This is a genomic window from Micromonospora sp. CP22, assembly GCF_009712475.1.
Classification (GTDB): Bacteria; Actinomycetota; Actinomycetes; order Mycobacteriales; family Micromonosporaceae; genus Micromonospora.
In genome coordinates this window covers 652195-674496 of record NZ_VCJO01000001.1, presented here as the reverse complement: position 1 = coordinate 674496, position 22302 = coordinate 652195, and the positions used below count along the sequence as shown (strand labels likewise).

21 protein-coding genes are annotated in these 22302 nt (G+C 71.9%); 8 read left to right on the top strand and 13 right to left on the bottom strand.

Features of this window, described 5'->3' with window-relative positions; all coding sequences use genetic code 11:
• Nucleotides 1-13: 13 nt before the first annotated feature.
• Nucleotides 14-2203: a bifunctional polysaccharide deacetylase/glycosyltransferase family 2 protein gene (locus FF096_RS03070; RefSeq protein WP_155214699.1), complete on the bottom strand. Its 2190-nt coding sequence runs from the start codon at nt 2201-2203 to the stop codon at nt 14-16.
• Nucleotides 2196-2996 (bottom strand): hypothetical protein, encoded by an 801-nt coding sequence (locus FF096_RS03065; protein ID WP_155214698.1) that lies wholly within the window; start codon nt 2994-2996, stop codon nt 2196-2198. Before FF096_RS03065 ends, FF096_RS03070 begins: the two co-directional genes overlap by 8 nt.
• Nucleotides 2997-3462: 466 nt before the next feature.
• On the opposite strand from FF096_RS03065, the gene pta reads away from it, so the two are divergent.
• The gene (pta, locus tag FF096_RS03060) at nt 3463-5556 is read left to right on the top strand and encodes a phosphate acetyltransferase (protein WP_309222555.1); all 2094 of its coding nucleotides are present in this window, start codon (nt 3463-3465) and stop codon (nt 5554-5556) included.
• A gap of 58 nt (nt 5557-5614) precedes the next feature.
• The gene (locus FF096_RS03055) at nt 5615-6733 is read left to right on the top strand and encodes an acetate/propionate family kinase (protein ID WP_155214697.1); all 1119 of its coding nucleotides are present in this window, start codon (nt 5615-5617) and stop codon (nt 6731-6733) included.
• Between the two features lie 91 nt (nt 6734-6824).
• Here the strand turns inward: FF096_RS03055 and FF096_RS26245 are convergent, their stop codons facing one another.
• On the bottom strand, nt 6825-6992 hold the full coding sequence (locus tag FF096_RS26245; protein ID WP_196222425.1) for a hypothetical protein: 168 nt from the start codon (nt 6990-6992) through the stop codon (nt 6825-6827).
• A 97-nt stretch (nt 6993-7089) separates the two neighbouring features.
• Here FF096_RS26245 and FF096_RS03050 point away from each other — a divergent pair, with 97 nt between their 5' ends.
• Nucleotides 7090-8082 (top strand): chlorophyllase, encoded by a 993-nt coding sequence (locus FF096_RS03050; RefSeq protein WP_155214696.1) that lies wholly within the window; start codon nt 7090-7092, stop codon nt 8080-8082.
• A gap of 85 nt (nt 8083-8167) precedes the next feature.
• Here FF096_RS03050 and FF096_RS03045 read toward each other — a convergent pair whose 3' ends face one another.
• The 3 genes from FF096_RS03045 to FF096_RS03035 form a co-directional block, all read right to left on the bottom strand.
• On the bottom strand, nt 8168-9130 hold the full coding sequence (locus tag FF096_RS03045; RefSeq protein ID WP_309222554.1) for a zinc-binding dehydrogenase: 963 nt from the start codon (nt 9128-9130) through the stop codon (nt 8168-8170).
• 112 nt (nt 9131-9242) lie between these two features.
• Nucleotides 9243-10421, bottom strand: a complete 1179-nt coding sequence (locus tag FF096_RS03040; protein WP_155214694.1) for an NADP-dependent malic enzyme — start codon at nt 10419-10421, stop codon at nt 9243-9245.
• A gap of 138 nt (nt 10422-10559) precedes the next feature.
• Complete coding sequence (locus tag FF096_RS03035; protein WP_155214693.1) at nt 10560-10952, bottom strand: S24/S26 family peptidase; 393 nt, start codon at nt 10950-10952, stop codon at nt 10560-10562.
• Nucleotides 10953-10977: 25 nt separating this feature from the next.
• On the opposite strand from FF096_RS03035, the gene sodN reads away from it, so the two are divergent.
• Complete coding sequence (sodN, locus tag FF096_RS03030) at nt 10978-11382, top strand: superoxide dismutase, Ni (RefSeq protein WP_099849980.1); 405 nt, start codon at nt 10978-10980, stop codon at nt 11380-11382.
• Nucleotides 11383-11597: 215 nt separating this feature from the next.
• Nucleotides 11598-12005, top strand: coding sequence for an ATP-binding protein (locus FF096_RS03025; RefSeq protein WP_309222553.1), 408 nt, complete (start codon nt 11598-11600; stop codon nt 12003-12005).
• A gap of 66 nt (nt 12006-12071) precedes the next feature.
• Here the strand turns inward: FF096_RS03025 and FF096_RS03020 are convergent, their stop codons facing one another.
• Nucleotides 12072-12461, bottom strand: a complete 390-nt coding sequence (locus tag FF096_RS03020; protein ID WP_309222552.1) for a hypothetical protein — start codon at nt 12459-12461, stop codon at nt 12072-12074.
• A 42-nt stretch (nt 12462-12503) separates the two neighbouring features.
• On the opposite strand from FF096_RS03020, the gene FF096_RS03015 reads away from it, so the two are divergent.
• Nucleotides 12504-13448 (top strand): diacylglycerol kinase family protein, encoded by a 945-nt coding sequence (locus tag FF096_RS03015; protein ID WP_155214692.1) that lies wholly within the window; start codon nt 12504-12506, stop codon nt 13446-13448.
• A 442-nt stretch (nt 13449-13890) separates the two neighbouring features.
• Complete coding sequence (locus FF096_RS03010; RefSeq protein ID WP_007072794.1) at nt 13891-14148, top strand: WhiB family transcriptional regulator; 258 nt, start codon at nt 13891-13893, stop codon at nt 14146-14148.
• Nucleotides 14149-14185: 37 nt separating this feature from the next.
• Here FF096_RS03010 and FF096_RS03005 read toward each other — a convergent pair whose 3' ends face one another.
• The 4 genes from FF096_RS03005 to FF096_RS02995 are packed head-to-tail and all read right to left on the bottom strand — an operon-like array spanning nt 14186 to nt 17590.
• Nucleotides 14186-14992, bottom strand: coding sequence for a sirohydrochlorin chelatase (locus tag FF096_RS03005; RefSeq protein ID WP_375335279.1), 807 nt, complete (start codon nt 14990-14992; stop codon nt 14186-14188).
• Nucleotides 14974-15744 carry a phosphoadenylyl-sulfate reductase gene (locus tag FF096_RS03000; RefSeq protein WP_155214691.1) on the bottom strand — a complete coding sequence of 257 codons (771 nt, stop codon included), beginning with the start codon at nt 15742-15744 and terminating at the stop codon, nt 14974-14976. The genes FF096_RS03005 and FF096_RS03000 overlap by 19 nt, the downstream gene beginning before the upstream one ends.
• The gene (locus FF096_RS26240) at nt 15741-15902 is read right to left on the bottom strand and encodes a hypothetical protein (protein WP_196222424.1); all 162 of its coding nucleotides are present in this window, start codon (nt 15900-15902) and stop codon (nt 15741-15743) included. The genes FF096_RS03000 and FF096_RS26240 overlap by 4 nt, the downstream gene beginning before the upstream one ends.
• The gene (locus FF096_RS02995; RefSeq protein WP_155214690.1) at nt 15899-17590 is read right to left on the bottom strand and encodes a nitrite/sulfite reductase; all 1692 of its coding nucleotides are present in this window, start codon (nt 17588-17590) and stop codon (nt 15899-15901) included. The genes FF096_RS26240 and FF096_RS02995 overlap by 4 nt, the downstream gene beginning before the upstream one ends.
• Before the next feature lie 397 nt (nt 17591-17987).
• Here FF096_RS02995 and FF096_RS02990 point away from each other — a divergent pair, with 397 nt between their 5' ends.
• The gene (locus FF096_RS02990) at nt 17988-19463 is read left to right on the top strand and encodes a glycosyltransferase family 39 protein (RefSeq protein ID WP_155214930.1); all 1476 of its coding nucleotides are present in this window, start codon (nt 17988-17990) and stop codon (nt 19461-19463) included.
• An 83-nt stretch (nt 19464-19546) separates the two neighbouring features.
• On the opposite strand, the gene FF096_RS02985 is transcribed toward FF096_RS02990, so the two are convergent.
• Nucleotides 19547-21085, bottom strand: coding sequence for a histidine kinase N-terminal domain-containing protein (locus tag FF096_RS02985; protein WP_309222551.1), 1539 nt, complete (start codon nt 21083-21085; stop codon nt 19547-19549).
• Nucleotides 21086-21110: 25 nt separating this feature from the next.
• Nucleotides 21111-22142: an SIS domain-containing protein gene (locus FF096_RS02980; RefSeq protein ID WP_155214928.1), complete on the bottom strand. Its 1032-nt coding sequence runs from the start codon at nt 22140-22142 to the stop codon at nt 21111-21113.
• Between the last annotated feature and the right edge of the window lie 160 nt (nt 22143-22302).

Here is a 22302-nt window from a genome sequence, read left to right as displayed (position 1 = left end):
GCCGGCACACTCCTCAGCCCGGCGGGGCCTCGGCGGCGGATGGGGCGGGGGCCAGGCCGGTTCGGCGCAGCTTCTGCCAGCCCAGGCGGCCACCGGTCAGCGCGGTCGTCACCGACTGGATCATCACCAGGTACATCAGCTGCCGGTACACGAACTGCTGCAACGGCAGCACCCACAGCACGCCGAGCTTCTCCCGGTCCAGCCGGAACGCCACCACGGCGCTCAGCGTCTGCATCGCGAGCATGACCAGCCAGGCCACCGCGGTCGCGGTCCGGTCGAGGAAGAGCAGGCCGTAGAGGGCGAGCAGGTCGATCACCGGTGCCAGCAGCGGCAGGAGCACCCCGAACAGGCTCAGGAACAGTAGGCAGCGCCGGGTGAAACGGCCGGAGGCTCCCCGGTCGACCAGCGAGCGTCGATGCTTCCACATCGCCTGCATGGTGCCGTAGCTCCACCGGTAGCGCTGCTTCCACAACTGCCCCAACGTCGCCGGGGCCTCGGTCCACGCGCGGGCCTTCTCCTCGTAGACCACCTTCCAACCGGCGCGGCCGAGCGCCATGGTGATGTCGGTGTCCTCGGCCAGCGTGTCGTCGGTCATGCCACCGGCGTAACGCAGCGCCTGCCGGCGGAAGGCGCCGATCGCCCCGGGCACGGTGGACATGCAGCGCAACGTCTCGTAGAGCCGACGGTCGAGGTTGAAGCCGATGACGTACTCGATGTGCTGCCACTTGGCGATCAGGCTGGCGCGGTTACCCACCTTGACGTTGCCGGCGACCGCGCCGACCTGAGGGTCGGCGAACGGCTGGACGAGCCGCCGCACCGAGTCACGCTCGAACACGGTGTCGCCGTCGACCATCACGACCAGCTCGTGCCGGGCCAACGCCAGCCCGGTGTTCAACGCGCGGGGCTTGCCGCCGTTGGGGGTCCGGACGACCCGGACGTTCGGTAACCGGAGCGCCTCGACGATCTCGGCCGTGCCGTCGGTGGAGCCGTCGTCTACGACGATCACCTCGATGCCGCCGGGATGGTCGCCATCGGCCAGCGAACGGACCGCCGCGGCGATCCCCTCCTTCTCGTTGTACGCGGGCACGATCACCGAGACCGGCTCGGTCACCGGTGGTCCCCATGACCAGCTCCTCGCCCGGCGTCGGCGGGCGTGTCGCCCGGCGAGCACGAGCAGCAGCACGGTACGCCCCACCGTCAGCGCACCCACCGCCAGGAAGAGCACCCCGAGCCAGCCCAGCGTGCGGTCCGCGCCCTGCACCCCCCAGGTCAGCATCCGCCCGCGCCAACGCTCCCCCGCGCTGGCCGCCTGACCGGTCTCGACCCGGTGGTCGATGCCGGCCTCGGCGAGCGCCAGGTTCAGCCCGTCGGTCACCGTGACGAAGCGGTAGCCGCGCTCCCGCATGAGCGGGATGAACCGGTCGAGCGCGGCGACCGTCTGCGCCCGGTCGCCGCCCGCGTCGTGCCAGAGCGTGATCGCTCCGGAGTATCCGGGCGGCGTCACGTTGGTGAGGATCTGGTCCACACCGGGTAGCGCCCAGTCCTGGCTGTCGGTGTCGTTGAGCACGCTCAGGTAGCCCAGGTCGCCGGCCTGGGTGAACACCGGCCAGTCCAGGTCGCTGATGGCGCTGGCGAACGAGGAGTAGGGAAAGCGGATCAACGAGGTGCGGACGCCGGCCGCGCCGGCGATGGCCAACTGGGTCTGGCTGTACTCCATCCGGCGTCGCCAGTCGGGCAGCGCGGCCAAATCGGGGTGGGTGAAGGTGTGCACACCGAGTTCGTGGCCGTTCGCCGCCAGTTCCCGGACCAGCTCCGGATGGCGGGCCGCCTGCGAACCCACCACGAAGAAGGTGGCCGGCACCTGGTGGGCGGCCAGCACCCGCAGTACCTCCCGGGTCCAGACCGGGTCGGGCCCGTCGTCGAAGGTGAGTGCGAGGGTGCGCGGGGGTAGCCGGTACGACCGGGTCAGCCCGTCCGTGGAGCTGATGATCGGGCCACCGGAGACCACCGTCGTCGGCACGTCACGCTGCCCGTGGTGGACCTGCTGGCGGTCCGGTGCGAAGGACGCGTTGGCGTACGCGCCGACGAGCAGCACCGCGGCCAGCACCGTGCAGAGCACGCCGAGGATGGCCCAGTTCGCCGGTGGCACGACCCGGCGGCGGCGTACCGCCCGGCGGGACCGGCGCGCTGGCGGTTCAGTCATCGGCGGAAGGAGTTTCGTCGCCGCCGCCCGACGGGTCGCTGGTCGACGGCGACGGTTCCGTGCTGGGCGGCTCGGCGCTGGGGGTGGTCACCGGCGTGGTCGACCGGGAGGGTCGGGGCGACGCCGGCACCGAGGAGGGGGCGGGGCGCGGCGTCTCCGGTGGGCTGGTCACCGTCGCGGGTGTCCGGGACGGGGTGACCCGGGGGCGCGGCGCGTCGTTGCCCGTGGGCCGGGGCGCGGCGGTGGTCGCCGGGGCCTCCACGGCGGGGACCGACGGGGCGGGCGGCGGTTGCCAGGGCGGGCGGGTCGACTCCACGAACGGCAACACCAGGTCCGCCTTGACCGGGGCGCCGGCGAAGCTCGCCACGACCAGGCCGGTGTAGATCAGACTGACCAGACCCAGGGCGTACGCGATCCAGCGCAACCGGGACCGTCGCCGCCCGCTCGGATCGACGAAGACCGGCTGCGGATCCGACACGGCGGAGATGACGGTGGTGGGGCTGTCCGCGGACACCATCGGCGGGTTCACCGGGACGGCCGGTTGCACGACCGTGGGCGCGTCCGACAGCACGCGCTGGACGCCGGTCGGCGCGTCCCGCACTGCCGGTTGGACGACCGTGGGGGTGTCCAGCACGGGTCGCTGGAGGACCGTCGGCGCGTCCGCCATGGCCGGCCGCACAAGCGTCGGCGGGTCCGTGAGCCCTCGCGTGGTGACCGGTTCGTCGGCTGCGGTTCGCTCGACCTCCCGCCCGCCGTCGGCCGCATCGGCGCTGGTCAGAGGGTCCGCAGTCATGGCCGGGAGTCTAGGAGTGAACAATTTTCGGCTTACTCGCGGAGCGGGGCGATGCGACGTGGATCCCAGTGCGGCGAGCATCCCCGACCACTCTCGTACGCGCCGCCTCACCGACGGTGAGCGCCACTTCGCCCGGTGGGCGCACCGCCGCCGTCGACCCGGCTTCCCAGCACCACCGAAACCCGCCGTGAGCAGGTCAAACGGCCTGGTCGACCTCCTGCCGTCGGTCGCCGTGCCCGGGCGATCCGGCGGCCCGACCTGGTCGGTCGGGCCGAAACAAAAATCCTTCCGGCCGAACCGACCGTGGCGGAAACGGGTGGCCCGTGGCGCGGGATCCCCGGTCCCTCCCCCGCCACGCTGGTGGCGCTCGCTCGGTGGCCCGTGGGCGCGCGGGATTGCCGGACGGCCCGGATGGGCGGGTCCGAGGACCTACGCGGGAACAACCCTGATCTTGTAGCGTGAGTCCGTGGCCCGCAGCGTGTACCTGACCAGTGTCGGCTCGGGCGGGGGGAAGTCGACCATCGCCCTCGGCCTCGCCGAGTTGTTGTCCCGGCAGGTCGGCGGGATCGGCGTGTTCCGTCCGCTGGTCGCGCAGGACCGTCCCGACCCGATCCTCGCCCTGCTCAGCGAGCGTTACCGGGTGGGGCTGCCGGTGGCTGACCTGCACGGCACCACGTACGCCGAGGCCACCGCCCTGGTCGCCGACGGTCGCCGGGAGGAACTGATCACCCGGATCGTCGAGCGCTACCGCGAGGTGGAGCGGAAATTCGCCGCGATGGTCGTCATCGGCAGTGACTTCGCCGCCGCCGGTGACAAGGCCGGGCCACGGGAACTGGCCTTCAACGCCCGACTGGCCACCGAGTTCGGCAGCGTCGTGGTGCCCGTGGTCGACGGGTACGGGCGGCAGCCGGAGGCGATCGCGGCCGCCGCCCGGGGCGCCTACCACGACCTCGCGGACCTCGGCGCGACCGTGCTCGCGGTGCTCGCCAACCGGGTTCCCGAGTCGATGACGCTGCCCCGGCTGCCGGTCCCCACGTACGCCATTCCGGAGGTGCCGAGCGTCTCCGCGCCGACCGTGGCGGAGGTGGCGGCGGCGCTGAACGCCCGGTTGCTGGCCGGCGACGAGAACGCCCTCTCCCGTGACGTGCTCGACTACGTCGTCGGCGCCGCCCACGTGCCGACCCTGTTGGAGCACCTGACCGAGGGCGCGCTGGTGATCATGCCGGGCGACCGGGACGACCTGCTGGTCGCGGCGAGCGCCGCGCACGTCGCCGGGGAGGTGTCCCTGGCCGGGCTGGTGCTCACCCTCGGCGTGCCACCCGATCCCCGGGCGATGCGCCTGGTGGAGGCGCTGAACGCCCGGCTCGCGGTCCTCTCGGTGGACAGCGACAGCTATCACACGGTGGCCGCGTCGAGCCGGATCGAGGGCCGACCCAACATCGGGAACCCCCGGAAGGTGGAGACCGCTGTCGGCGCGTTCGAGGCGCACGTGGACACCGACGAGCTGGCCGCCCGGCTACGGGTCAGCCGCCCCACCCGGGTCACCCCGCTGATGTTCGAGTACGACCTGATCGACCGCGCCCGCGCCCAACGGCGGCACCTGGTGCTGCCCGAGGGGACCGAGGAGCGGATCCTGCGCGCCACCGAGATCCTGTTGCGTCGGCGGGTCGCCGACCTGACTCTGCTCGGCCGCCCCGAGGAGGTCGCTCGACGCGCCCGGGACCTGGGCGTGGACATCGGCAAGGCACAGGTGGTGGACCCGGCGACCAGCCCGTGGCGCGACGAGTTCGCCGAGGCGTACGCGAAGCTGCGTGCCCACCGGGGCGTCACCGCCGAACTGGCCCACGACATCGTCGCCCAACCGAACTACTTCGGCACCATGATGGTGTGGGCAGGCCACGCCGACGGCATGGTCTCCGGTGCCACGCACACCACGGCGGCGACCATCCGCCCGGCCTTCGAGATCGTCAAGACCATGCCGGACGTCTCCGTCGCCTCCAGCGTCTTCTTCATGCTGCTCGCCGACCGGGTCCTGGTCTACGGCGACTGTGCGGTGAACCGTGACCCGGACGCCGCACAGCTCGCCGACATCGCCATCTCGTCGGCGGACACCGCGGCCCGGTTCGGCATCGAACCTCGGGTGGCGATGCTGTCGTACTCGACCGGCAGCTCCGGTGCGGGCGAGGACGTGGAAAAGGTCGCCGCCGCCACCGCGCTGGTCCGCCAACGCCGACCTGACCTGGCCGTGGAGGGTCCGATCCAGTACGACGCGGCGATCGATCCGGCGGTCGCGGCCACCAAACTGCCGGACAGCCCGGTCGCCGGTCGTGCGACGGTCTTCATCTTCCCCGACCTGAACACCGGCAACAACACCTACAAGGCGGTGCAGCGCTCCGCCGGAGCGGTGGCCGTCGGGCCGGTCATGCAGGGCCTACGCCGGCCGGTCAACGATCTCTCCCGGGGGGCCACCGTGCCGGACATCGTGAACACCGTGGCGATCACCGCCATCCAGGCCGCCGCACTCGCCGAGGTGCCCACGTCGGACGAGGCGGCGTCGTGAACCGCCGACCCGGCCCCGGTAGGCCCGCGGCCACCCCGCAGTGCGACGGAGGGTCGGCATGAGCAAGGTGCTGGTGCTCAACAGCGGCTCCTCATCGATCAAATACCGGCTGTACGACGGTGACCGCGTCCTGGACAAGGGCACCGTCGAACGCATCGGCGAGCCCGGCGGTGGGCCGAGCGACCACACCGGCGCGATCCGGCAGATCCTGGGCGAGCTGGACCTGACCGGCCTGGCGGTCGTGGGTCACCGGGTGGTGCACGGCGGCCGGCGGTTCACCGCACCGACCCTCGTCGACGACGCCGTACTGGCCGCCATCGCCGACCTGGTGCCGCTGGCGCCCCTGCACAATCCGGCGAACCTCGCCGGTATCGAGGTGGCCCGTCGGGCCCTGCCGGACGTGCCGCAGGTGGCGGTCTTCGACACCGCGTTCCACCACACGCTGCCCGAATCCGCCGCCACGTACGCGATCGACCGCGAGGTCGCACAGCGGTACGGGGTCCGGCGGTACGGCTTCCACGGCACCTCCCACGCGTACGTGTCCCGGCGCACGGCGGAACTGCTGGACCGCCCGTACGAGGAGATCAACACGATCACGCTGCACCTGGGCAACGGCGCGAGCGCGTGCGCGGTGGCCGGTGGCCGCAGCGTCGCCACCTCGATGGGGATGTCGCCACTGGAGGGCCTGGTGATGGGTACCCGCAGTGGTGATCTCGATCCGACCATCGTGTTCCACCTGCGTCGCGAGGGGGGCATGGGCGTCGACGAGATCGACGATCTGCTCAACCACCGCAGCGGCCTGCTCGGGTTGAGCGGGGTCAACGACGTACGCGAACTACTCGCCCGCCGGGCCGCCGGTGACGAGGCCGCAGCGCTCGCCTTCGACGTCTACTGCCGCCGGATCACCGGCTATGTGGGGGCGTACTACGCGCTGCTCGGCCGGGTGGACGCGGTCACCTTCACCGCCGGTGTCGGCGAGCACGCGGCACCGGTACGCGCGGCGACGCTGGCCGGACTGGACCGGCTCGGCATCGTCGTCGACCCGGACCGCAACGTGGGCAGCGGCGATCGGCTGATCTCCCCGGACGGGGCGGAGGTCGCCGTCTGCGTCATCGGCACCGACGAGGAGCGGGAGATCGCCCGGGCCGCCCGGGCAGTGGTCGCGGACGGCGGTTGACCTCGGCCGGGCACGACTGGTCGGCCCACGGGCGCAGCGGGGTCGGCCGGGCGCGCGGGCGACGTGCGGAGGATCGGTCGAGCCCGACCGGTCAGCCGAAGGCGAGCCAGGTGGCGAGGGCGAGCAGCACCACGGCGACCACTGCCGCCCCGATGATCAGGCCGGTACGCGAGGTCGCCTCCGCCGCAGCGGTGTCCGTGTTGACGAAGGCGCGGAACGCCTCGGTGTTGCCGCTCGGATCGGTGTAGTTCTCAGCCATGCCGGGAACCTTAGCGAAACCTGTCCAGTCGGCATCCTGCCCACCGCCGTCGAGCCCGCACCGCCCGGACGAGCCGACGGCGGGCACAATCTGAGCCATGTCGCCTCGCACCGTCGCCGCTCTGGTCGCCACCGGTCTTCTCGCCAGCGCTCTGGTCGGCTGTTCCACCGATCAGGAGCCGACCGTCGGGGCGGAAGCGCCCAGCCCGTCGGCCACCGCCTCCGTCACGCCGTCGGCCTCCGCCTCGGCACCGGCGATCCCCGCCGGCAGCGCCCCGGAGCGGACCTTCGCACTCGGCGTACGCAAGCTGAAGGCGAACCCCGACGACGACCGGAAGGTGCCGATCACCATCTGGTATCCCGCGGTCGGGCGGGCCGGCGGGAATCCGGTCAGCGGTGCCGACGCCGCCGACGGGACGTTTCCCGTGATCATGTTCAGCCATGGCCTGGGCGGTTACCCGGAGGACTACGCCACGCTGGTGACCCGCTGGGCCGCCGCCGGATTCGTGGTGGCCGCCCCGACCTTCCCGAACACCTCCGGGAGCAGTGCGAACCTCAACGTGTTCGACGTGCTCAACCAGGCGGCAGACGTGTCGTCCGCGTTGACCCGGGTGCTCGCCCTCGACACCCGTGACGGCGATCCGCTGCGCGGCCGACTGGCCACCGACCGGGTCGCCGCCGCCGGGCACTCGGCGGGAGGGGTGACCACCATCGGGTTGTTCACCTTCAACCGCGACATCCGGCTCTCCGCCGGGGTCGTCCTCTCCGGCACCGCCGCCGGGGTGGGCACCGCGTTCGCCGGTACCCCCGCTCCGCAACTGTTCGTGCACGGCGAGGTCGACGAGGTGGTGCAGTACGCCGCCGGCAAGGCCGCGTACGACAAGGTGCCGTGGCCGAAGGCGATGCTGAGCCTGCCCGACGGCGACCACGGCCGTGGCCTGCTGCGCGATGAGGGAGCGTCGCTGCGGGTGGTCTCGGACACCACCATCGAGTTCCTCCGGTGGACGCTCTACGGCGACGCCGAGGCCAAGGAGCGTATTTCCACCGCCGCCTCCCGCGACGGCATCGCCAACCTCGACAACCAGCTGTAGGTCACGCGGATCCGCGTACGAACACCCGGTCGTCGTCGCCTCCGGCGCTCGCCCGGCGACGACGACCGCAAGGTGAGCGGCGGTCTCACGCGGTGTGGTCGACGACCACCTTGCCGAAGACGTCCCCGGAGTGCAGGCGGGCGAAGGCGTCGCCGACCCGGCTGAACGGCACGACGCTGTCCACCACCGGGCGGACCCCCCGCTCGGCGCAGAAGGTCAGCAGGGCGGCCAGCTCGTCCAGGGTGCCCATCGAGGTGCCCAGGATCTCCAACTGCATGGCGAAGACCCGGCGCAGGTTGACCTTCGGCTCGTGACCGGCGGTCGCGCCGGAGACCACGATCCGGGCCCCCAGGGCGGACGACTTCAACGAGTGGTCGAAGGTGGCCGCGCCGACCGTCTCGATCACCACGTCGACCCGCTCGGGCAGCCGTGCGCCGGGTTCCACGGCGGTCGCGCCCAACTCGGCGATGCGCGCACGCTTGGCGGCATCCCGGCTGGTCGCGTACACCCGTTTGCCCATCGCGGCGGCCAGCACGACGGCCGCGGTGGCCACGCCGCCCCCGGCGCCCTGTACCAGGACGGCGTCGGCCTCGTCGACCCGGCCCTTGGTGGTGAGCATCCGCCAGGCCGTCAGCCAGGCCGTCGGCAGGCACGCGGCGTCGGTGGCCGTGAGCCCCGTCGGCAGCCGCAGCAGATTCGACCGGGGTACGGCCACCCGCTCCGCCAGCGTGCCGGGGAAGTGCTCGGAGAGGATGGACATCCCGCGCGGATCGCCCGGCGTCGGCACGACGGGGTAGACGACCACCTCGTTGCCGTCCGGGTCCACGCCGGTGGCGTCGCAGCCGAGAATCATCGGCAACTGCTCGGCCCGGAGCCCGACCCCGCGCAGTGACCAGAGGTCGTGGTGGTTGAGCGAACTGGCCGTGACGCGCAGCGTCACCCAGTCGTCGTCGGCCAGGCTCGGCTCGGGTTGCTCACCGACGGTGAGCGCGGCGAGCGGGTCGGCGTCGTCGAATCGGCAGGCGAAGGCGGCACGCATGATCCGCACCGTAACAAGCTGAGCGCCCGTTAAGAAGGGCCCCTTCCTACACCTGGATGTAAGGAAGGGACCCTTCCTATACACCAGGCGTTAAGAAGGTGCCCTTCCTTACACCAACACCTCAGGCGCGGGCGACGCCGTCGCGGCGGGCGGCCTCGGCGACCGCGTCGGCCACCGCCGGTGCCACCCTGGGATCGAGCGGCGAGGGGACGATGGCCTCCGGCGTCAGCGCCTCGGCCACCACCGAGGCGATCGCGTCGGCCGCGGCGACCTTCATGGCGTCGGTGATCCGGGAGGCTCGGGCCTCAAGCGCTCCCCGGAACACGCCCGGGAAGGCCAACACGTTGTTGATCTGGTTCGGATAGTCGCTACGACCGGTGGCGACCACCGCGACGTGCCGAGCGGCCACCGCCGGGTCCACCTCGGGGGTGGGGTTGGCCAGCGCGAACACGATGCCGTCCGGTGCCATCCCGGCCACCGCCCGCTCGGGGATCAGCCCGCCGGAGACGCCGATCAACACGTCGGCGTCGCGCAGCGCCTCGGTGATGTCACCCTGCCGACCGTCGGCGTTGGTCAGCTCGGCGAGCTCCGCCTTCGTCCCGGTCAGCCCGGTGCGCTGCCGGGAGATGATGCCCCGGGAGTCGCAGACCACCACCCGCTCCGGGTCCACTCCGCCGGCCACCAGCATCTTGGTCACCGCCACGCCGGCCGCCCCGGCGCCGCTGACGGCCACCCGCAGATCGCCGAGTTTGCGGTTGAGCAGCGTCGCGGCGTTGCGCAACGCCGCCAGCACGACGATCGCGGTGCCGTGCTGGTCGTCGTGGAAGACAGGGATGTCCAACGCCTCGTCGAGCCGCCGCTCCACCTCGAAGCACCGGGGCGCGCTGATGTCTTCCAGGTTGATGCCACCGAACGACGGCGCGAGCGCGGTGACCACCGCGACGATCTCGTCGACGTCCTGGGTGGCCAGGCAGACGGGTACCGCGTCGACTCCACCGAACTGCTTGAACAGCACGGCCTTGCCCTCCATCACCGGCAGCGCGGCGCTCGGGCCGATGTTGCCGAGACCGAGTACGGCCGAACCGTCGGTGACGACCGCGACGGTGCGCGACGCCCAGGTGTAGTCGTGGGCGAGGTCCGGTTCGGCGGCGATCGCCTCGCAGACCCGGGCCACACCCGGTGTGTACGCGAGGGAGAGGTCCTCACGGCTGGTCAGCGGCACGGTTGAGACGACGGCCATCTTGCCGCCCCGGTGCAGTTGGAAGACGGGATCAGCAGGGTCCACGGTGGACGAAGACATGGTGACTCCAGAAGAATCGAGCGACTGGACCGACCGATCGGGCGCACGGTGAGGCGACGAGCGGCGGCGCGCGGTGCGGGGGGTCACCCGGGCGCTTCCGAGCATAGTCACGCCCTACGGTCCAGTATGTGAGCAGGGTCATAACGGCCGGGACGACAACCGTCCCGGCCGTGGCCAGTACCGGAGCAGCACGCGGCCATGCACGTCAGCCACGCCGTACGCCCGGGAGTCGTCGGTGACCAGATCGTTGTCTCCGGCCAGCCACCAGCCGCCGTCGACCGGGCGAACCGCCCGTTTGACCACCAGCAACTCAGGCCGGCTGCGGAAGACCGCGATCACCACGTCACCGGGGCGGACGGCACGGTCCCCCCGCCGTACCAGCACCGCGTCACCGTGGCGCAGCGTGGGCGACATGGAGGGTCCGGTCACCAGCACGGCCGACAGCGGCCACCGCAGCCGGGGTGCGGGCACGGGTTTCACCTCCAGCGGCCTCGGGGACCACCGTCCAGGAGTAATGTCGTCTTGGATCATCGCAAACTTCCCATGGAGGATCCCGATGCGACTTCCACGCATCCTTACGCCCCGCGTGAGCGCCAGCGCCCACTGCGACCTGCCCTGCGGCGTCTACGACCCCGCACAGGCCCGCATCGAGGCCGAGTCGGTGAAAATGATCTGCGAGAAGTACCAGGCCAACACCGATCCGGAGTTCCGCACCAGGGCGATCCTGATCAAGGAGCAGCGGGCTGACCTGGTCAAGCACCACCTCTGGGTGCTGTGGACCGACTACTTCAAGCCGCCGCACTTCGAGAAGTACCCGCACCTGCACCAGCTGTTCAACGAGGCCACCAAGCTGGCCGGTGCCGCCGGGGCCAAGGGCGCCACCGACCCGTCCAAGGCGGACGAACTGCTCCAGAAGATCGACGAGATCTCCAAGATCTTCTGGGAGACCAAGCAGGCGTGACGCTGCCGCGTACGGCGGTTGAGGCGCGAGTCGCCTCACTGCCGTTCATCGCGTCGGCGGTCGGCGTGCCCCAGCGGCGCGCCGACCGCCGACGCGTTGGTGCCCTCGGTCGCCGTCCCGGACGAGTCCCTCCGGTACGCCCCGGTGGCCGCGCTGACCATCACCAACCACTCGGCGGCCCCAGCGGGTAGAGTCCCCGACCGGGGGGATGAGTGGTGACTCAACTGACCGGCCAGCCGACGACCGATGACGACATCGTGCACCTCACCGTGCCTGCGGACGGCGGCTACCTGAGCGTGCTGCGTACCGCCACCGCTGGCCTCGCGGCCCGCCTCCAGTTCGCGCTGGACGAGATCGAGGACCTGCGCATCGCGGTCGACGAGGCCTGCGCGATGCTGCTCGCCATCGCCGCCCGCGACGCCGAACTGGACTGCCGCTTCTCGGTCACCGAGGACGCACTGACCGTCGAGGTGACCGTGCCGACGACGCCGGGTGCCCGGCTGCCGGCGGAGTCCTCGTTCGCGTGGAAGGTGCTCACCGCGCTGACCACGTCGGCGGGCGCGAGCGCGACCGACGGGCGGGCGACCATCTCGCTGCTCACCCGACGCGCCTCCGGCTGGTGAGCGTGCCGCGCGGCTGAGCGACGCGGTACGCCGTACGCGGCTCGGCGAACGGACGCGCGGGTCAGCTCACTCGAAGCCCAGCGCGCGGGTGGTCGGCGGGCTCACCAGCAACCAGGTGACCCCGACCCCGAGCGCGATCAGCGGCACGCCGAGCCAGCCCAGCCCGCCCTGGATCATGAACCAGCCGATCGGCAGCAGCATGAGCTGGAGCACGATGGCCGGTGCGCGAGCACCGGCCCGCCGTCGGAGCAGGGCACCGCCCAGCGCCCAGAGGGCGACGGCGGCACCGATGGCGAAGGCCGTCACCAGCAGCGCCGAGGTCAGGTCCGTGGTGGTGGCGGTCAGGTCGGCGAAGATCAGCCAGGCGGCGACCAGTCCGACCGCGACCGCCTGGCCGCGCAGCAGCCGGACCGCCCAACGGAGCGTGACAGGGGTTGGGTCGGAGTCGATGGTCACGCGGTCACGATACCGGTGGGGTCGCGGGGTATTGTGCCGCCCATGCGGGCTGTCCTGCTGGTCAATCCGAAGGCCACCACCACCAGTGAGCGCGCGCGTGACGTGCTCGTCCGAGCGCTGCGCAGTGAGGTCGAACTCTCCGTGCGGTACACCCGCCAGCGCGGCCACGCCACCACGCTGGCCCGGGAGGCCGCCGAGGAGGGCGTCGACGTGGTGGTCACCCTCGGTGGCGACGGCACGGTGAACGAGGTCGTCAACGGCCTGATGGCGGCGACCTCCGCCGGTGGTGCCGAGCCGACCGCCGACCGGTTGCCGGCGCTGGCCACCGTGCCCGGGGGCTCGACCAACGTCTTCGCCCGGGCGCTCGGTCTGCCCCGGGAGTGGCCGGAGGGCGCCAGCATGATCCTGGAAGGGCTACGCCTGGGTCGGCACCGCACGATCGGCCTCGGCCGGGCCGACGACCGCTACTTCACGTTCTGCGCCGGCTTCGGGCTCGACGCGTCGGTGATCCACCGGGTCGAGGAGTCGCGCCGCCGGGGACGGGTCCCCTCCCCTTCGCTCTACTTCCGGGCGTTCACCGCGCAGTTCCTGCTGGGTGGCGAGCGGCGGCACCCGGCGATCCGGTTGGAGCGTCCGGGCGAGGCGACCGAGGACGAGCTGGCCACGATCATCGTGCAGAACACCGCCCCGTGGACCTACGTCGGGGAGCGGGAGGTCAACCCGAACCCGGACGCGTCGTTCGACCTCGGCCTCGATGTGATGGCCCTTCGCCACCTCGGAGTTGTCAGCACGACACGTACGGTGACGCAGTTCTTCGCTCAGACGCCCGATCCGCGAGGTCGTCAGGTGCTCCGGCTGCACGACGTGGCCGAGTTCACGCTGGTAGCGGGCCGTCCGCAGGCATTTCAGCTCGACGGCGACTATCTTGGCGAGCGGGAAAAAGTCAGATTCACCTCCGTTCCGGCCGCACTCAGAGTAATCTGTTAGGTCTCCGGTCCCACCGGGGTGAGGTAGTCGACGTTCCCCCGACGCGACGGCTGCGACACCCGAGGCGCGTGTCGGAAATGTCAGCAATGTGCGGCGGACTGTACTATATTGATCCTCGACTGTGGTACGACGGGTAGCCGGAGGCCTCCGGAACCCGGACAAATGGGTTGTGGGCTTGCTCACCGTCCGGAGTTTTTCCGAGCGTCACCCTTGACATTGGGTGAGTTCGTGAAAGTATTCACAAGCGAACTTGAACTAGCGGGACATTGCCTGGATTCGCTCGACCAGTCGAGCTTTTCAGCAGGTCCTGCGGGCCAACAGCCTGCTCACGCATTGGTGAAATGACGGTCGCTAACCGTCACGATCGGCAATGCGGATGCATATAGGAAAAGCACCAAGAAGCAACATCTGCCACCCATCCAGAATGAGGAGTGTTGCCGCCATGGACTGGCGTCACCATGCTGTCTGCCGCGACGAGGACCCGGAGCTGTTCTTCCCGATCGGGACGTCCGGTCCGGCTCTCCTGCAGGTCGAGCAGGCCAAGGCCGTCTGCCGGCGCTGCTCCGTGACCGACCAGTGCCTGCAGTGGGCACTGGAATCCGGTCAGGACGCTGGCGTCTGGGGCGGGATGAGCGAGGAGGAGCGGCGCGCCGTCAAGCGTCGCGGCGGCCTCCGGGTGCTGCGCGCTCACTCCGCCTGACCACCACACACGTACGAAGCGAGACGCCCCGGTCGGCTCAGCCCGCCGGGGCGTTCTGCTGCCCGGCGGCGTCCACCCGGCGCAGCACCAGATCGACCAGTTCCGGCGCGTCGGTCAGCGGGTCGGCCACCGCGACCGCCCCAGCCCGCCGTGCCGCGGTCACCACGCCGTCGTGGAACAACCCGGGTGCCAGGAAGTACGCGGCCACCGCCACCCGGCGCGCGCCACGTGCCCGCAACCGCGCCACCGCGGCGTCCACGGCCGGCGGTGCCGCCGAGGCGTAGGAGACCCGTGTCGGAGCGCCGAGGGCGCCACCGAGGGCCTCGGCCACCCGACCCACGGATCCCCGAGCCGCCGCGTCCCGGGTTCCCGCGGCGGCCAGCACCACCGCGTCGTACCGACCCGGCTGCGCCTCGCCCAGCCGCCGCCGCAGCCCGGCCAGCAGTGCCGGGTCCACCTCCCCGCCAACCGGTCCGAGCACGTCGGTGACCCGCACCTGGATCGGTGGACCCGATCGCTGGGCCGCCGCCACCGCCGCCGGGATGTCGACCCGGCGGTGGTACGCGGCCGTCAGCAGCAGCGGCACCAGCACCGCGCGGGAGTGTCCGGCCGCCGCCAACCCTCGGAGCGCCTCGGTCGGGTCGGGGTCGGTGTGGTCGAGCCAACTCGCCGACACCGGGGTACCGGGACGGACGGCGGCCACCGCCCGAGCGAGCGCCCTGGTCGCGTCGGCCGCCCGCGGATCGCGGCTGCCATGCGCGACCAGCAGCAGCGGATCTCCCGACGACCGGGGCTCGGCGGGAGGGGTTCGTCCGCCGTCTCCGGTCAGACGTGCAGCCCGCACTCGGTCTTCTCGAACATCGCCCAACGACCCGCCCGTGGGTCCTCGCCCGCCTTGGTCCGCCGGGTGCACGGCCAGCAGCCGATCGAGCCGTAGCCGCGCCGGAACAGCTCGTTGACCGGCACGTTCCACCTGGCGATGTACGCGTCGACGTCCGACTGGGTCCAGGCCGCGATCGGGTTGACCTTCACCTTGGCCCGACGCGCGTCGAAGGTCACCACCGGCGTGTTGGCGCGGGTCGGTGACTCGTCACGGCGCAGACCGGCGGCCCACGCGTCATAACCGACCAGCGCCCGCTCCAGCGGCTCCACCTTGCGCAGCTGGCAGCATTCGTCCGGCGACCTGTTGAACAGCCGTGGCCCGTACTCGCCGTCCTGTTGCCCCACGGTGAGCCGGGGCCGGATGGACCGCACGTTCACCGGCAGCGTGCGGGCCACCTCGTCGCGGATCGCGAGGGTCTCCGGGAAGTGCAGGCCGGTGTCGAGGAAGACCACGTCCACCCCCGGTGCGACCCGGGAGACCAGGTGGGCGAGGACCGCGTCGGCCATCGAGCTGGTCACGCAGAACCGGTCCCCGAAGGTCTCCGCCGCCCACCGCGCGATCTCCAGCGCGGGCGCGCCCTCCAGTTCCCGAGCGGCCCGCTCGGCCAGTGCGCGTAGCTCGTCCGGGTCACGCCGAGACGCATCGGTGTCGGTGGCGACGACCGGACGGGTGTCGACCAGGTTGAGGGCGGCGGCGGAGATCAGGGCGCTCATCGGCTCACCGCCCGGGAGAGCAGGCCGGTGAACCGGACCGTGAAGACCCGGGCGCAGGCGTGGCACTCCCACGCGCCGTGCCCGGTCTCGCTCGGCCGTAGATCCTCTTCGCCGCAGTACGGGCAGTACAGCGGCGCGGAACGAGTTGTACCACTCATCGCAGTTCCTCCTCGTCGACCCGAATCACCCAGTTGGCGAACGTCTCGCCCTCGGTCCGCCCCGCCAGATAGCGCACGGCCAGCCGCTCGACGTAGTCGGGCAGTTCCTCGGCGGTGGTCTTCAGGCCACGCAGCTTGCGCCCGAAGCCGGCGGTGCGTCCCTCGGCCATGCCGAGTCCGCCGCCGAGGTGCACCTGGAAGCCCTCCACCTGACGGCCGTCCGGCCCGGTCACCAACTGCCCCTTGAGGCCGATGTCCGCGACCTGGGTGCGGGCGCAGGCGTTGGGGCAGCCGTTGATGTGGATGGAGATGTCCGCGTCGAAGTCACGCAGGCGCTGCTCCAGCCGGGCCACCAGCTCCTCGCCGCGCGCCTTGGTCTCGACGATGGCGAGCTTGCAGTACTCGATGCCGGTGCAGGCCATGGTGCCGCGCCGCCAGGCCGACGGCTGCGCCTCCAGGCCGATGTCGCGCAGACCCGCGACCAACGAGTCCGTCCGCTCCGGCGGCACGTCCAGCACCAGCAGCTTCTGGTACGGGGTGAGTCGCACCCGGCCGCTGCCGTGCGCCTCGACCACGTCCGCCAACTGGGCGAGCTGGCTGCCGGAGACCCGCCCGACCACCGGGGCGGCACCGACGTAGTTGCGACCGTCGCGCTGCCGGTGCACGCCGATGTGGTCGATCGGCCGCTCGGGCAGCTCCGGGGCGGGACCGTCGAGCAGCGTCCGGCCGAGGTACTCCTTCTCCAGCACCTCCCGGAACTTCGCCACGCCCCAGTCGGCGACGAGGAACTTCAGCCGGGCCCGGTGACGCAGTCGGCGGTAGCCGTAGTCACGGAAGATCCCCACCACCCCGGCCCAGACGTCGGGCACCTCGGACAGCGGCACCCAGACGCCCAGCCGCTGGGCCAGCATCGGGTTGGTGGACAGGCCGCCGCCGACCCAGAGATCGAAGCCCGGACCGTGTTCGGGGTGATCGACACCGAGGAAGGCGATGTCGTTCGCCTCGTACGGGATGTCCGCCAGCCAGGAGATCGACGACTTGAACTTGCGTGGCAGGTTGGAGAACTCCGGGTCGCCGACGTACCGCTTGACGATCTCGTCGATGGCGGGCGTGGAGTCGATCAGCTCGGCCTCGGCCACCCCGGCCACCGGGCTGCCCAGCATGACCCGGGGGCAGTCGCCGCAGGCCTCGGTGGTCTGCAACCCGACCGATTCCAGCCGCCGCCAGATCTCCGGCATGTCCTCGACCCGGATCCAGTGGTACTGGATGTTCTGCCGGTCGGTGATGTCCGCGGTGTCCCGGGCGAACTCGCGGGAGATCTCCGCGACGGTCCGCAGCTGCGCCAGGTCGAGCTGGCCACCGTCGACGCGTACCCGCAGCATGAAGAACTCGTCTTCCAGCTCGTGCGGCTCCAGCACGGCGGTGCGCCCGCCGTCGATGCCCGCCTTCCGCTGGGTGTACAGGCCCCACCACCGGAACCGGCCGCGCAGGTCCTGTGGGTCGATGGAGGCGAAACCACGATGGGCGTAGATGTTCTCGATGCGCGCCCGCACGTTGAGCGGATTGTCGTCCTTCTTCATCCGCTCGTTGGGGTTGAGGGGCTCCCGGTGCCCGAGCGCCCACTGACCCTCGCCACGGGGACGTCGGGGGGATCGTGGCTGACGGGCCGGAATCTCGCTGACTGCCATCGCGGCGTCCTCCGTTGTCTGCTGCGCCTCGGTGGGGCTGAGCGGGCGCGGCGACCGGTTCCCCGGAGGGACCGTGGACAACGTTGTCTTGCACGGCCGGCGCGCTGCGTGCCCGAGGCAGGGTGGTCGGGCGTCGTCAGTGAGCCGGACAGATGGCGCTGCGAACGCGGCCGTAGTCGACGTGGCGGCGAGCCACGAAGCGACGTACGACAGCGGCAGTCATGAACGTCATGCTGCCACACCCCGGGCAGGCCAGCCAATGACCGCGTGCTGGATCCCACATCACGGGCGGTTGCTGCCGACCGCTCCGAGCGTCACCGTGTGGCAGGCTCACCCTGTGGGGGATTTGCCCGATAAGTCGATTCCGGTCGCCGGGATCGGCGTCCGGCTGAGCGGAATGCGGCTGCGCTCGCTGCCGGTGTGGCTGGTGCCGTCGACCGTCACCCTGCTGGTGACGTTGGTGGGGCTGGACTCCGCCCAGCCCTGGCGGGACGAGTTGGCCACCTGGAGTGCCGCCACCCGAGGACTGACCGGCCTGTTCCGGCTCACCGGCACCATCGACGCCGCGAGCGCCCCCTACTACCTGCTCATGCACGCCTGGTCGACGGTGGCCGGCGATTCGGTGGCCGCCCTACGCCTGCCCTCGGCACTCGCCATGGCCACCACGGCCGGGCTGACCGCCCTCCTCGGGCAGCGGCTGTGGGACGTCCGCGTCGGCACCCTCGCCGGTCTGCTGTTCGCGGTGCTTCCCGGCACCTCCCGGTACGGGCAGGAGGCACGGCCGTACGCCGTGGCCAGCGCGCTCGCCGTGCTGAGCACCCTGCTGCTGGTCGACGCGCTGCGGCGACCCGCTCGACGGCGGTGGGTCGGCTACGCGGCGGCGACCACCGCCGTCGGGCTCACCCACCTGGTGGCCCTCACCCTGCTCGCCGCCCAGGCCCTCGCCGTGCTGACCAGGACCGGCGGCGTCCGGGCCGCCACCGGCCCGGACGACGGTGACCGGGCGGGCGGATCGGGCCGGAGACGGGTGTCACCGGTCTGGTCGTGGTTGGTCGCACTGGTGCCGGTGGCGCTGGCGGTGGTGCCGGTGGCCCTGGTGGCCCGGGGGCAGCGGGCCCGGCAGCTCGACTGGGTGGACGCCGCCCGGCCCGGGGACCTGGCGGCGCTGGCCACAGGCGTGGCACAGAGCGGGGTGGTCGGTGGGGTGCTGCTCGGACTCGCCGCGCTGGGCGCGGCCCGGGCCGGTCGCCGTGGTCTGCTGCCGCTGAGTTGTGTGCTGGCACCGGTGCTACTGCTCTTCCTGGCCGGGTTGGTCGTCCCCCTGTGGGTGCCCCGCTACCTGGTCTTCGTGGTGCCCTTCGGCTGCCTGCTGGCCGGCACGGCGCTGGCCTCCACCCGGCTGCCCGCCGCGCTGGCGGTGGTGGTCCTCACCGGCCTGCTCGGCCTGCCCGACCAGGCCGCGCTGCGGCGTACCCACGAGTGGCCCCGCAGTGCGACGGTGGACTACCGCGCGGTCGCCGAGATCGTCGCGAGCGGTCGGCGGCCCGGTGACGCGGTGGTCTACTCACCCCGGGACAGTTGGTTCTTCCTCGACCTCGGTCTGCGATACCACCTGGGCGACCGGACTCCACGCGACGCGCTGCTGGTCGAGGAGGCGCAACGCCGGGGTGATCTGTGGGCCGCCGAATGCGACCGCCCGGCCGAGTGCCTGGCCGGGGCGGACCGGGTCTGGCTGGTACGGGCCGGGCGGCGGGCCGACCCGTTGGCCGGCGTACCCGGCGCCAAGGGGGACGCGCTACGCGACGGCTTCACGGTGGCCGAGGTGTGGCCACGGCCCGGCATCACCCTCGCCCTGCTGACCCGGCGCGGCTGACCACCGGTGCGGGCGAGGCCGGCGCACCTCGGGCTGCTCGGCCGCCGCTGGCGGGGCGGCGGACCGGGTGGGAAGCGCCGCTCTCAGCGCCCCTCGGGGGCGCTACGGGCCAGCGGCAGGGCCAGGAACGCCTCGGTGCCCCCCTCGACACCGGGTCGCAACTCGATGGTGCCGCGCAGTTCCCCGGTGACCAGTGCCCGCACGATCTGCAACCCGAGCTTCGCACCGCCCTCGGCGTCGAACTCCGCCGGCAGGCCCCGGCCGTTGTCCGTGACGGTGACGTGCAGCATCTTGCGGAGCCGCTGAGCCGAGACCACCACCTCGGGTTTCGCAGGGCCGGTGAGCGCCGGGGAGTCGTCTCCGGCCGGTGGGAAGCCGTGCTCGACGGCGTTGAGCAGCAGCTCGTTGAGCACCATCACCAACGACGTGGCGATCTCGGCCGGCAGCACACCGAAGGTGCCCATACGACGCATCGCGACGGTCACCTCGGTCGCCGCCACCTCGGTCGCCGCGTTGGCCACCCGGTCGACGATCCCGTCGAACTCCACCGCCTCGTCGCTGGACATGGCGAGCGTCTCGTGCACCAAGGCGATCGACGCGACCCGCCGCACGGACTCCTCCAGCGCCACCCGCGCCTCGGGCATGGACACCCGGCGGGCCTGGAGGCGCAGCAGCGCCGCCACCGTCTGGAGGTTGTTCTTCACCCGGTGGTGGATCTCCCGGATGGTGGCGTCCTTGGTGATCAGGGCGCGGTCGCGTCGGCGTACCTCGGTGATGTCCCGAACCAGCACCAACGCGCCGATCGGCACCCCGGCGGGCATCAGCGGCAGGGCCCGGGTGAGCATCGTCGCCCCGCGTGCGTCGATCTCCCGCCGGGGCGGCGCCTCGCCGCGCAGCGCGGCGAGGATGCCGTTGGCGGCGTCCGTGCCCTCCAGGGGGTCGTCGGCCAGCCGCCGGTGCAGCACCGCGAGATCCTCGCCGACCAGGAGCGAGGCGTGCCCCAGCCGCCGGTACGCCGACTGCGCGTTGGGACTGGCATAGGTGACCTTGCCGCCCGCGTCCAGTCGCACCAACCCGTCGCCGACCCGTGGTGCCGAGGTGGTCTCGCCCGGGTGCCGGGGCGGCGGGAAGGTGCCGTCCGCCATCATCTGCGCCAGGTCGTCGGCGGTGGTCAGGTAGTTCAACTCCAGTTGGCTGGGCGTACGGGCGGTGGAGAGGTTGGTGTCCCGGCCCACCACGGCGATCACCTCGCCGGATTCGCCGTCGGCGGTACGCAGCCGGACCGGGATCGCCTCGTGCCGGGCGGGCACGTCGCCGTACCAGACCGGGTCGCCCTCCCGCCAGATCCGCCCCTGCCGGTAGGCCACATCCAGGTGTGCCACCTCCGGGCCGCCGACGATCCGTCCCACCTGGTCGTCCTGGTAGGCGGTGGGCGCGGTCGTCGGGCGGACCTGGGCCACGCAGAGGAAGCTGCCCTCACCGTCCACCGGTACCCAGAGCAGCAGGTCGGCGAAGGAGAGGTCGGACAGCAGCTGCCAGTCACCGGCGATGCGGTGCAGGTGGTCGATGTCGACCCGGCTCAGGCGGGTGTGTTCCTCGGCGAGATCGCGCAGCGTTGACACGCCGACCAGCGTGCCACGCCGACCGTCACCTGGTCGCGGTGACCTTCTTCAACCCACGCGGCGCGTCGGGGTTCTCGCCCCGGGTCAGGGCGAGCGCCAGTGCCAGCCGCTGCAACGGCAGGATGTCCAGCAGCGGGGCGTACCGCTCGTCGACCTCGGGCACGGCCAGGCGGGTGGCGCCGTCGACCTCGGCGGAGCCGACCACCACCACGTCGGCGCGGCGCTCGCCGAGTCGGGGCAGCACCTCGCCCATCGACCGTCCGCCCGGCCCCGAGCCGACCACCGCCAGCACCGGCACGTCCGGATCGGTCATCGCCAGCGGCCCGTGCAGCAGGTCGGCGCCGGAGAACGCCAGCGCCGGCAGGTACGACGTCTCCATCAGCTTCAACGCCGCCTCCCGGGCGGTGGGGTACGCGTACCCCCGGCCGGTGGTGACGATCTGGGCGGCGAAGCGGTATCGCGGCGCGAGCTGGGCCGCGACCGGGTCGGCGAGGGTGCGGGCGGCCAGCTCGGGCAGCTCGGCCAGGGCCCGGCGCTCCTCGGCGGGCAGCACGCCGTCGCCGGCCCGGATCCCCTCCACCAGCATCAGCAGGGCGAGCAGCTCGGCCGTGTAGGTCTTGGTGGCGGCCACCGCACGCTCGTGCCCGGCCGCGATGTCGATGGAGAGTTCCGCGGTCGTCGCCAACGGGGAGTCGGGTGCGTTGGTGACGGCGAGGGTGAGGGCACCGGAGTCACGGGCGGCCCGGAGCACCTCCGTCAGGTCGGGCGATCCCCCACTCTGGCTGACCCCGATCACCAGGGCGTCGGAGAGGTCCAGCCGGGCGTCGAAGAGGGTGACCGTGCTCGGCGAGGCGAGACCGGCCGGCAAGCCGAGGCGGATCTCGCTGAGGTACGCGCCGTACAGCGCGGCGTGGTCCGAGGTGCCCCGCGCGGTGAAGACCACGTGCCGGGGTCGACGCTCGGCGACGATCGCGGCCACCCGGGCGACACCGGTGGCGTGCTCGGTGGCGAGCAACCGCTCGTAGCCGGCTGGCTGCTCGTCGATGTCGGCGGCCATGCCGCTGCCTGGGCGTGTCACGGAAACTCCTCCCCTGCGCGTTATCCGCGCGAATGATGCTCAGTCTTGCAGCTTTTAACGACTTAAGGCAATCAAACGAGCAGGAGTGCGCAGTGGATCACCAAAACCTGGCCCTGTCACCTACGCTGACCCGACCTCA

Bases quoted from the DNA above. Each gene is read 5' to 3' on its own strand.
- FF096_RS03070 (WP_155214699.1), bottom strand. From the start codon at position 2,203: ATGACTGAACCGCCAGCGCGCCGGTCCCGCCGGGCGGTACGCCGCCGC.
- FF096_RS03065 (WP_155214698.1), bottom strand. From the start codon at position 2,996: ATGACTGCGGACCCTCTGACCAGCGCCGATGCGGCCGACGGCGGGCGG.
- FF096_RS03055 (WP_155214697.1), top strand. From the start codon at position 5,615: ATGAGCAAGGTGCTGGTGCTCAACAGCGGCTCCTCATCGATCAAATAC.
- FF096_RS26245 (WP_196222425.1), bottom strand. From the start codon at position 6,992: ATGGCTGAGAACTACACCGATCCGAGCGGCAACACCGAGGCGTTCCGC.
- FF096_RS03050 (WP_155214696.1), top strand. From the start codon at position 7,090: ATGTCGCCTCGCACCGTCGCCGCTCTGGTCGCCACCGGTCTTCTCGCC.
- FF096_RS03040 (WP_155214694.1), bottom strand. From the start codon at position 10,421: ATGTCTTCGTCCACCGTGGACCCTGCTGATCCCGTCTTCCAACTGCAC.
- FF096_RS03035 (WP_155214693.1), bottom strand. From the start codon at position 10,952: ATGATCCAAGACGACATTACTCCTGGACGGTGGTCCCCGAGGCCGCTG.
- sodN (WP_099849980.1), top strand. From the start codon at position 10,978: ATGCGACTTCCACGCATCCTTACGCCCCGCGTGAGCGCCAGCGCCCAC.
- FF096_RS03015 (WP_155214692.1), top strand. From the start codon at position 12,504: ATGCGGGCTGTCCTGCTGGTCAATCCGAAGGCCACCACCACCAGTGAG.
- FF096_RS03010 (WP_007072794.1), top strand. From the start codon at position 13,891: ATGGACTGGCGTCACCATGCTGTCTGCCGCGACGAGGACCCGGAGCTG.
- FF096_RS03000 (WP_155214691.1), bottom strand. From the start codon at position 15,744: ATGAGCGCCCTGATCTCCGCCGCCGCCCTCAACCTGGTCGACACCCGT.
- FF096_RS26240 (WP_196222424.1), bottom strand. From the start codon at position 15,902: ATGAGTGGTACAACTCGTTCCGCGCCGCTGTACTGCCCGTACTGCGGC.
- FF096_RS02995 (WP_155214690.1), bottom strand. From the start codon at position 17,590: ATGGCAGTCAGCGAGATTCCGGCCCGTCAGCCACGATCCCCCCGACGT.
- FF096_RS02990 (WP_155214930.1), top strand. From the start codon at position 17,988: ATGCGGCTGCGCTCGCTGCCGGTGTGGCTGGTGCCGTCGACCGTCACC.
- FF096_RS02980 (WP_155214928.1), bottom strand. From the start codon at position 22,142: ATGGCCGCCGACATCGACGAGCAGCCAGCCGGCTACGAGCGGTTGCTC.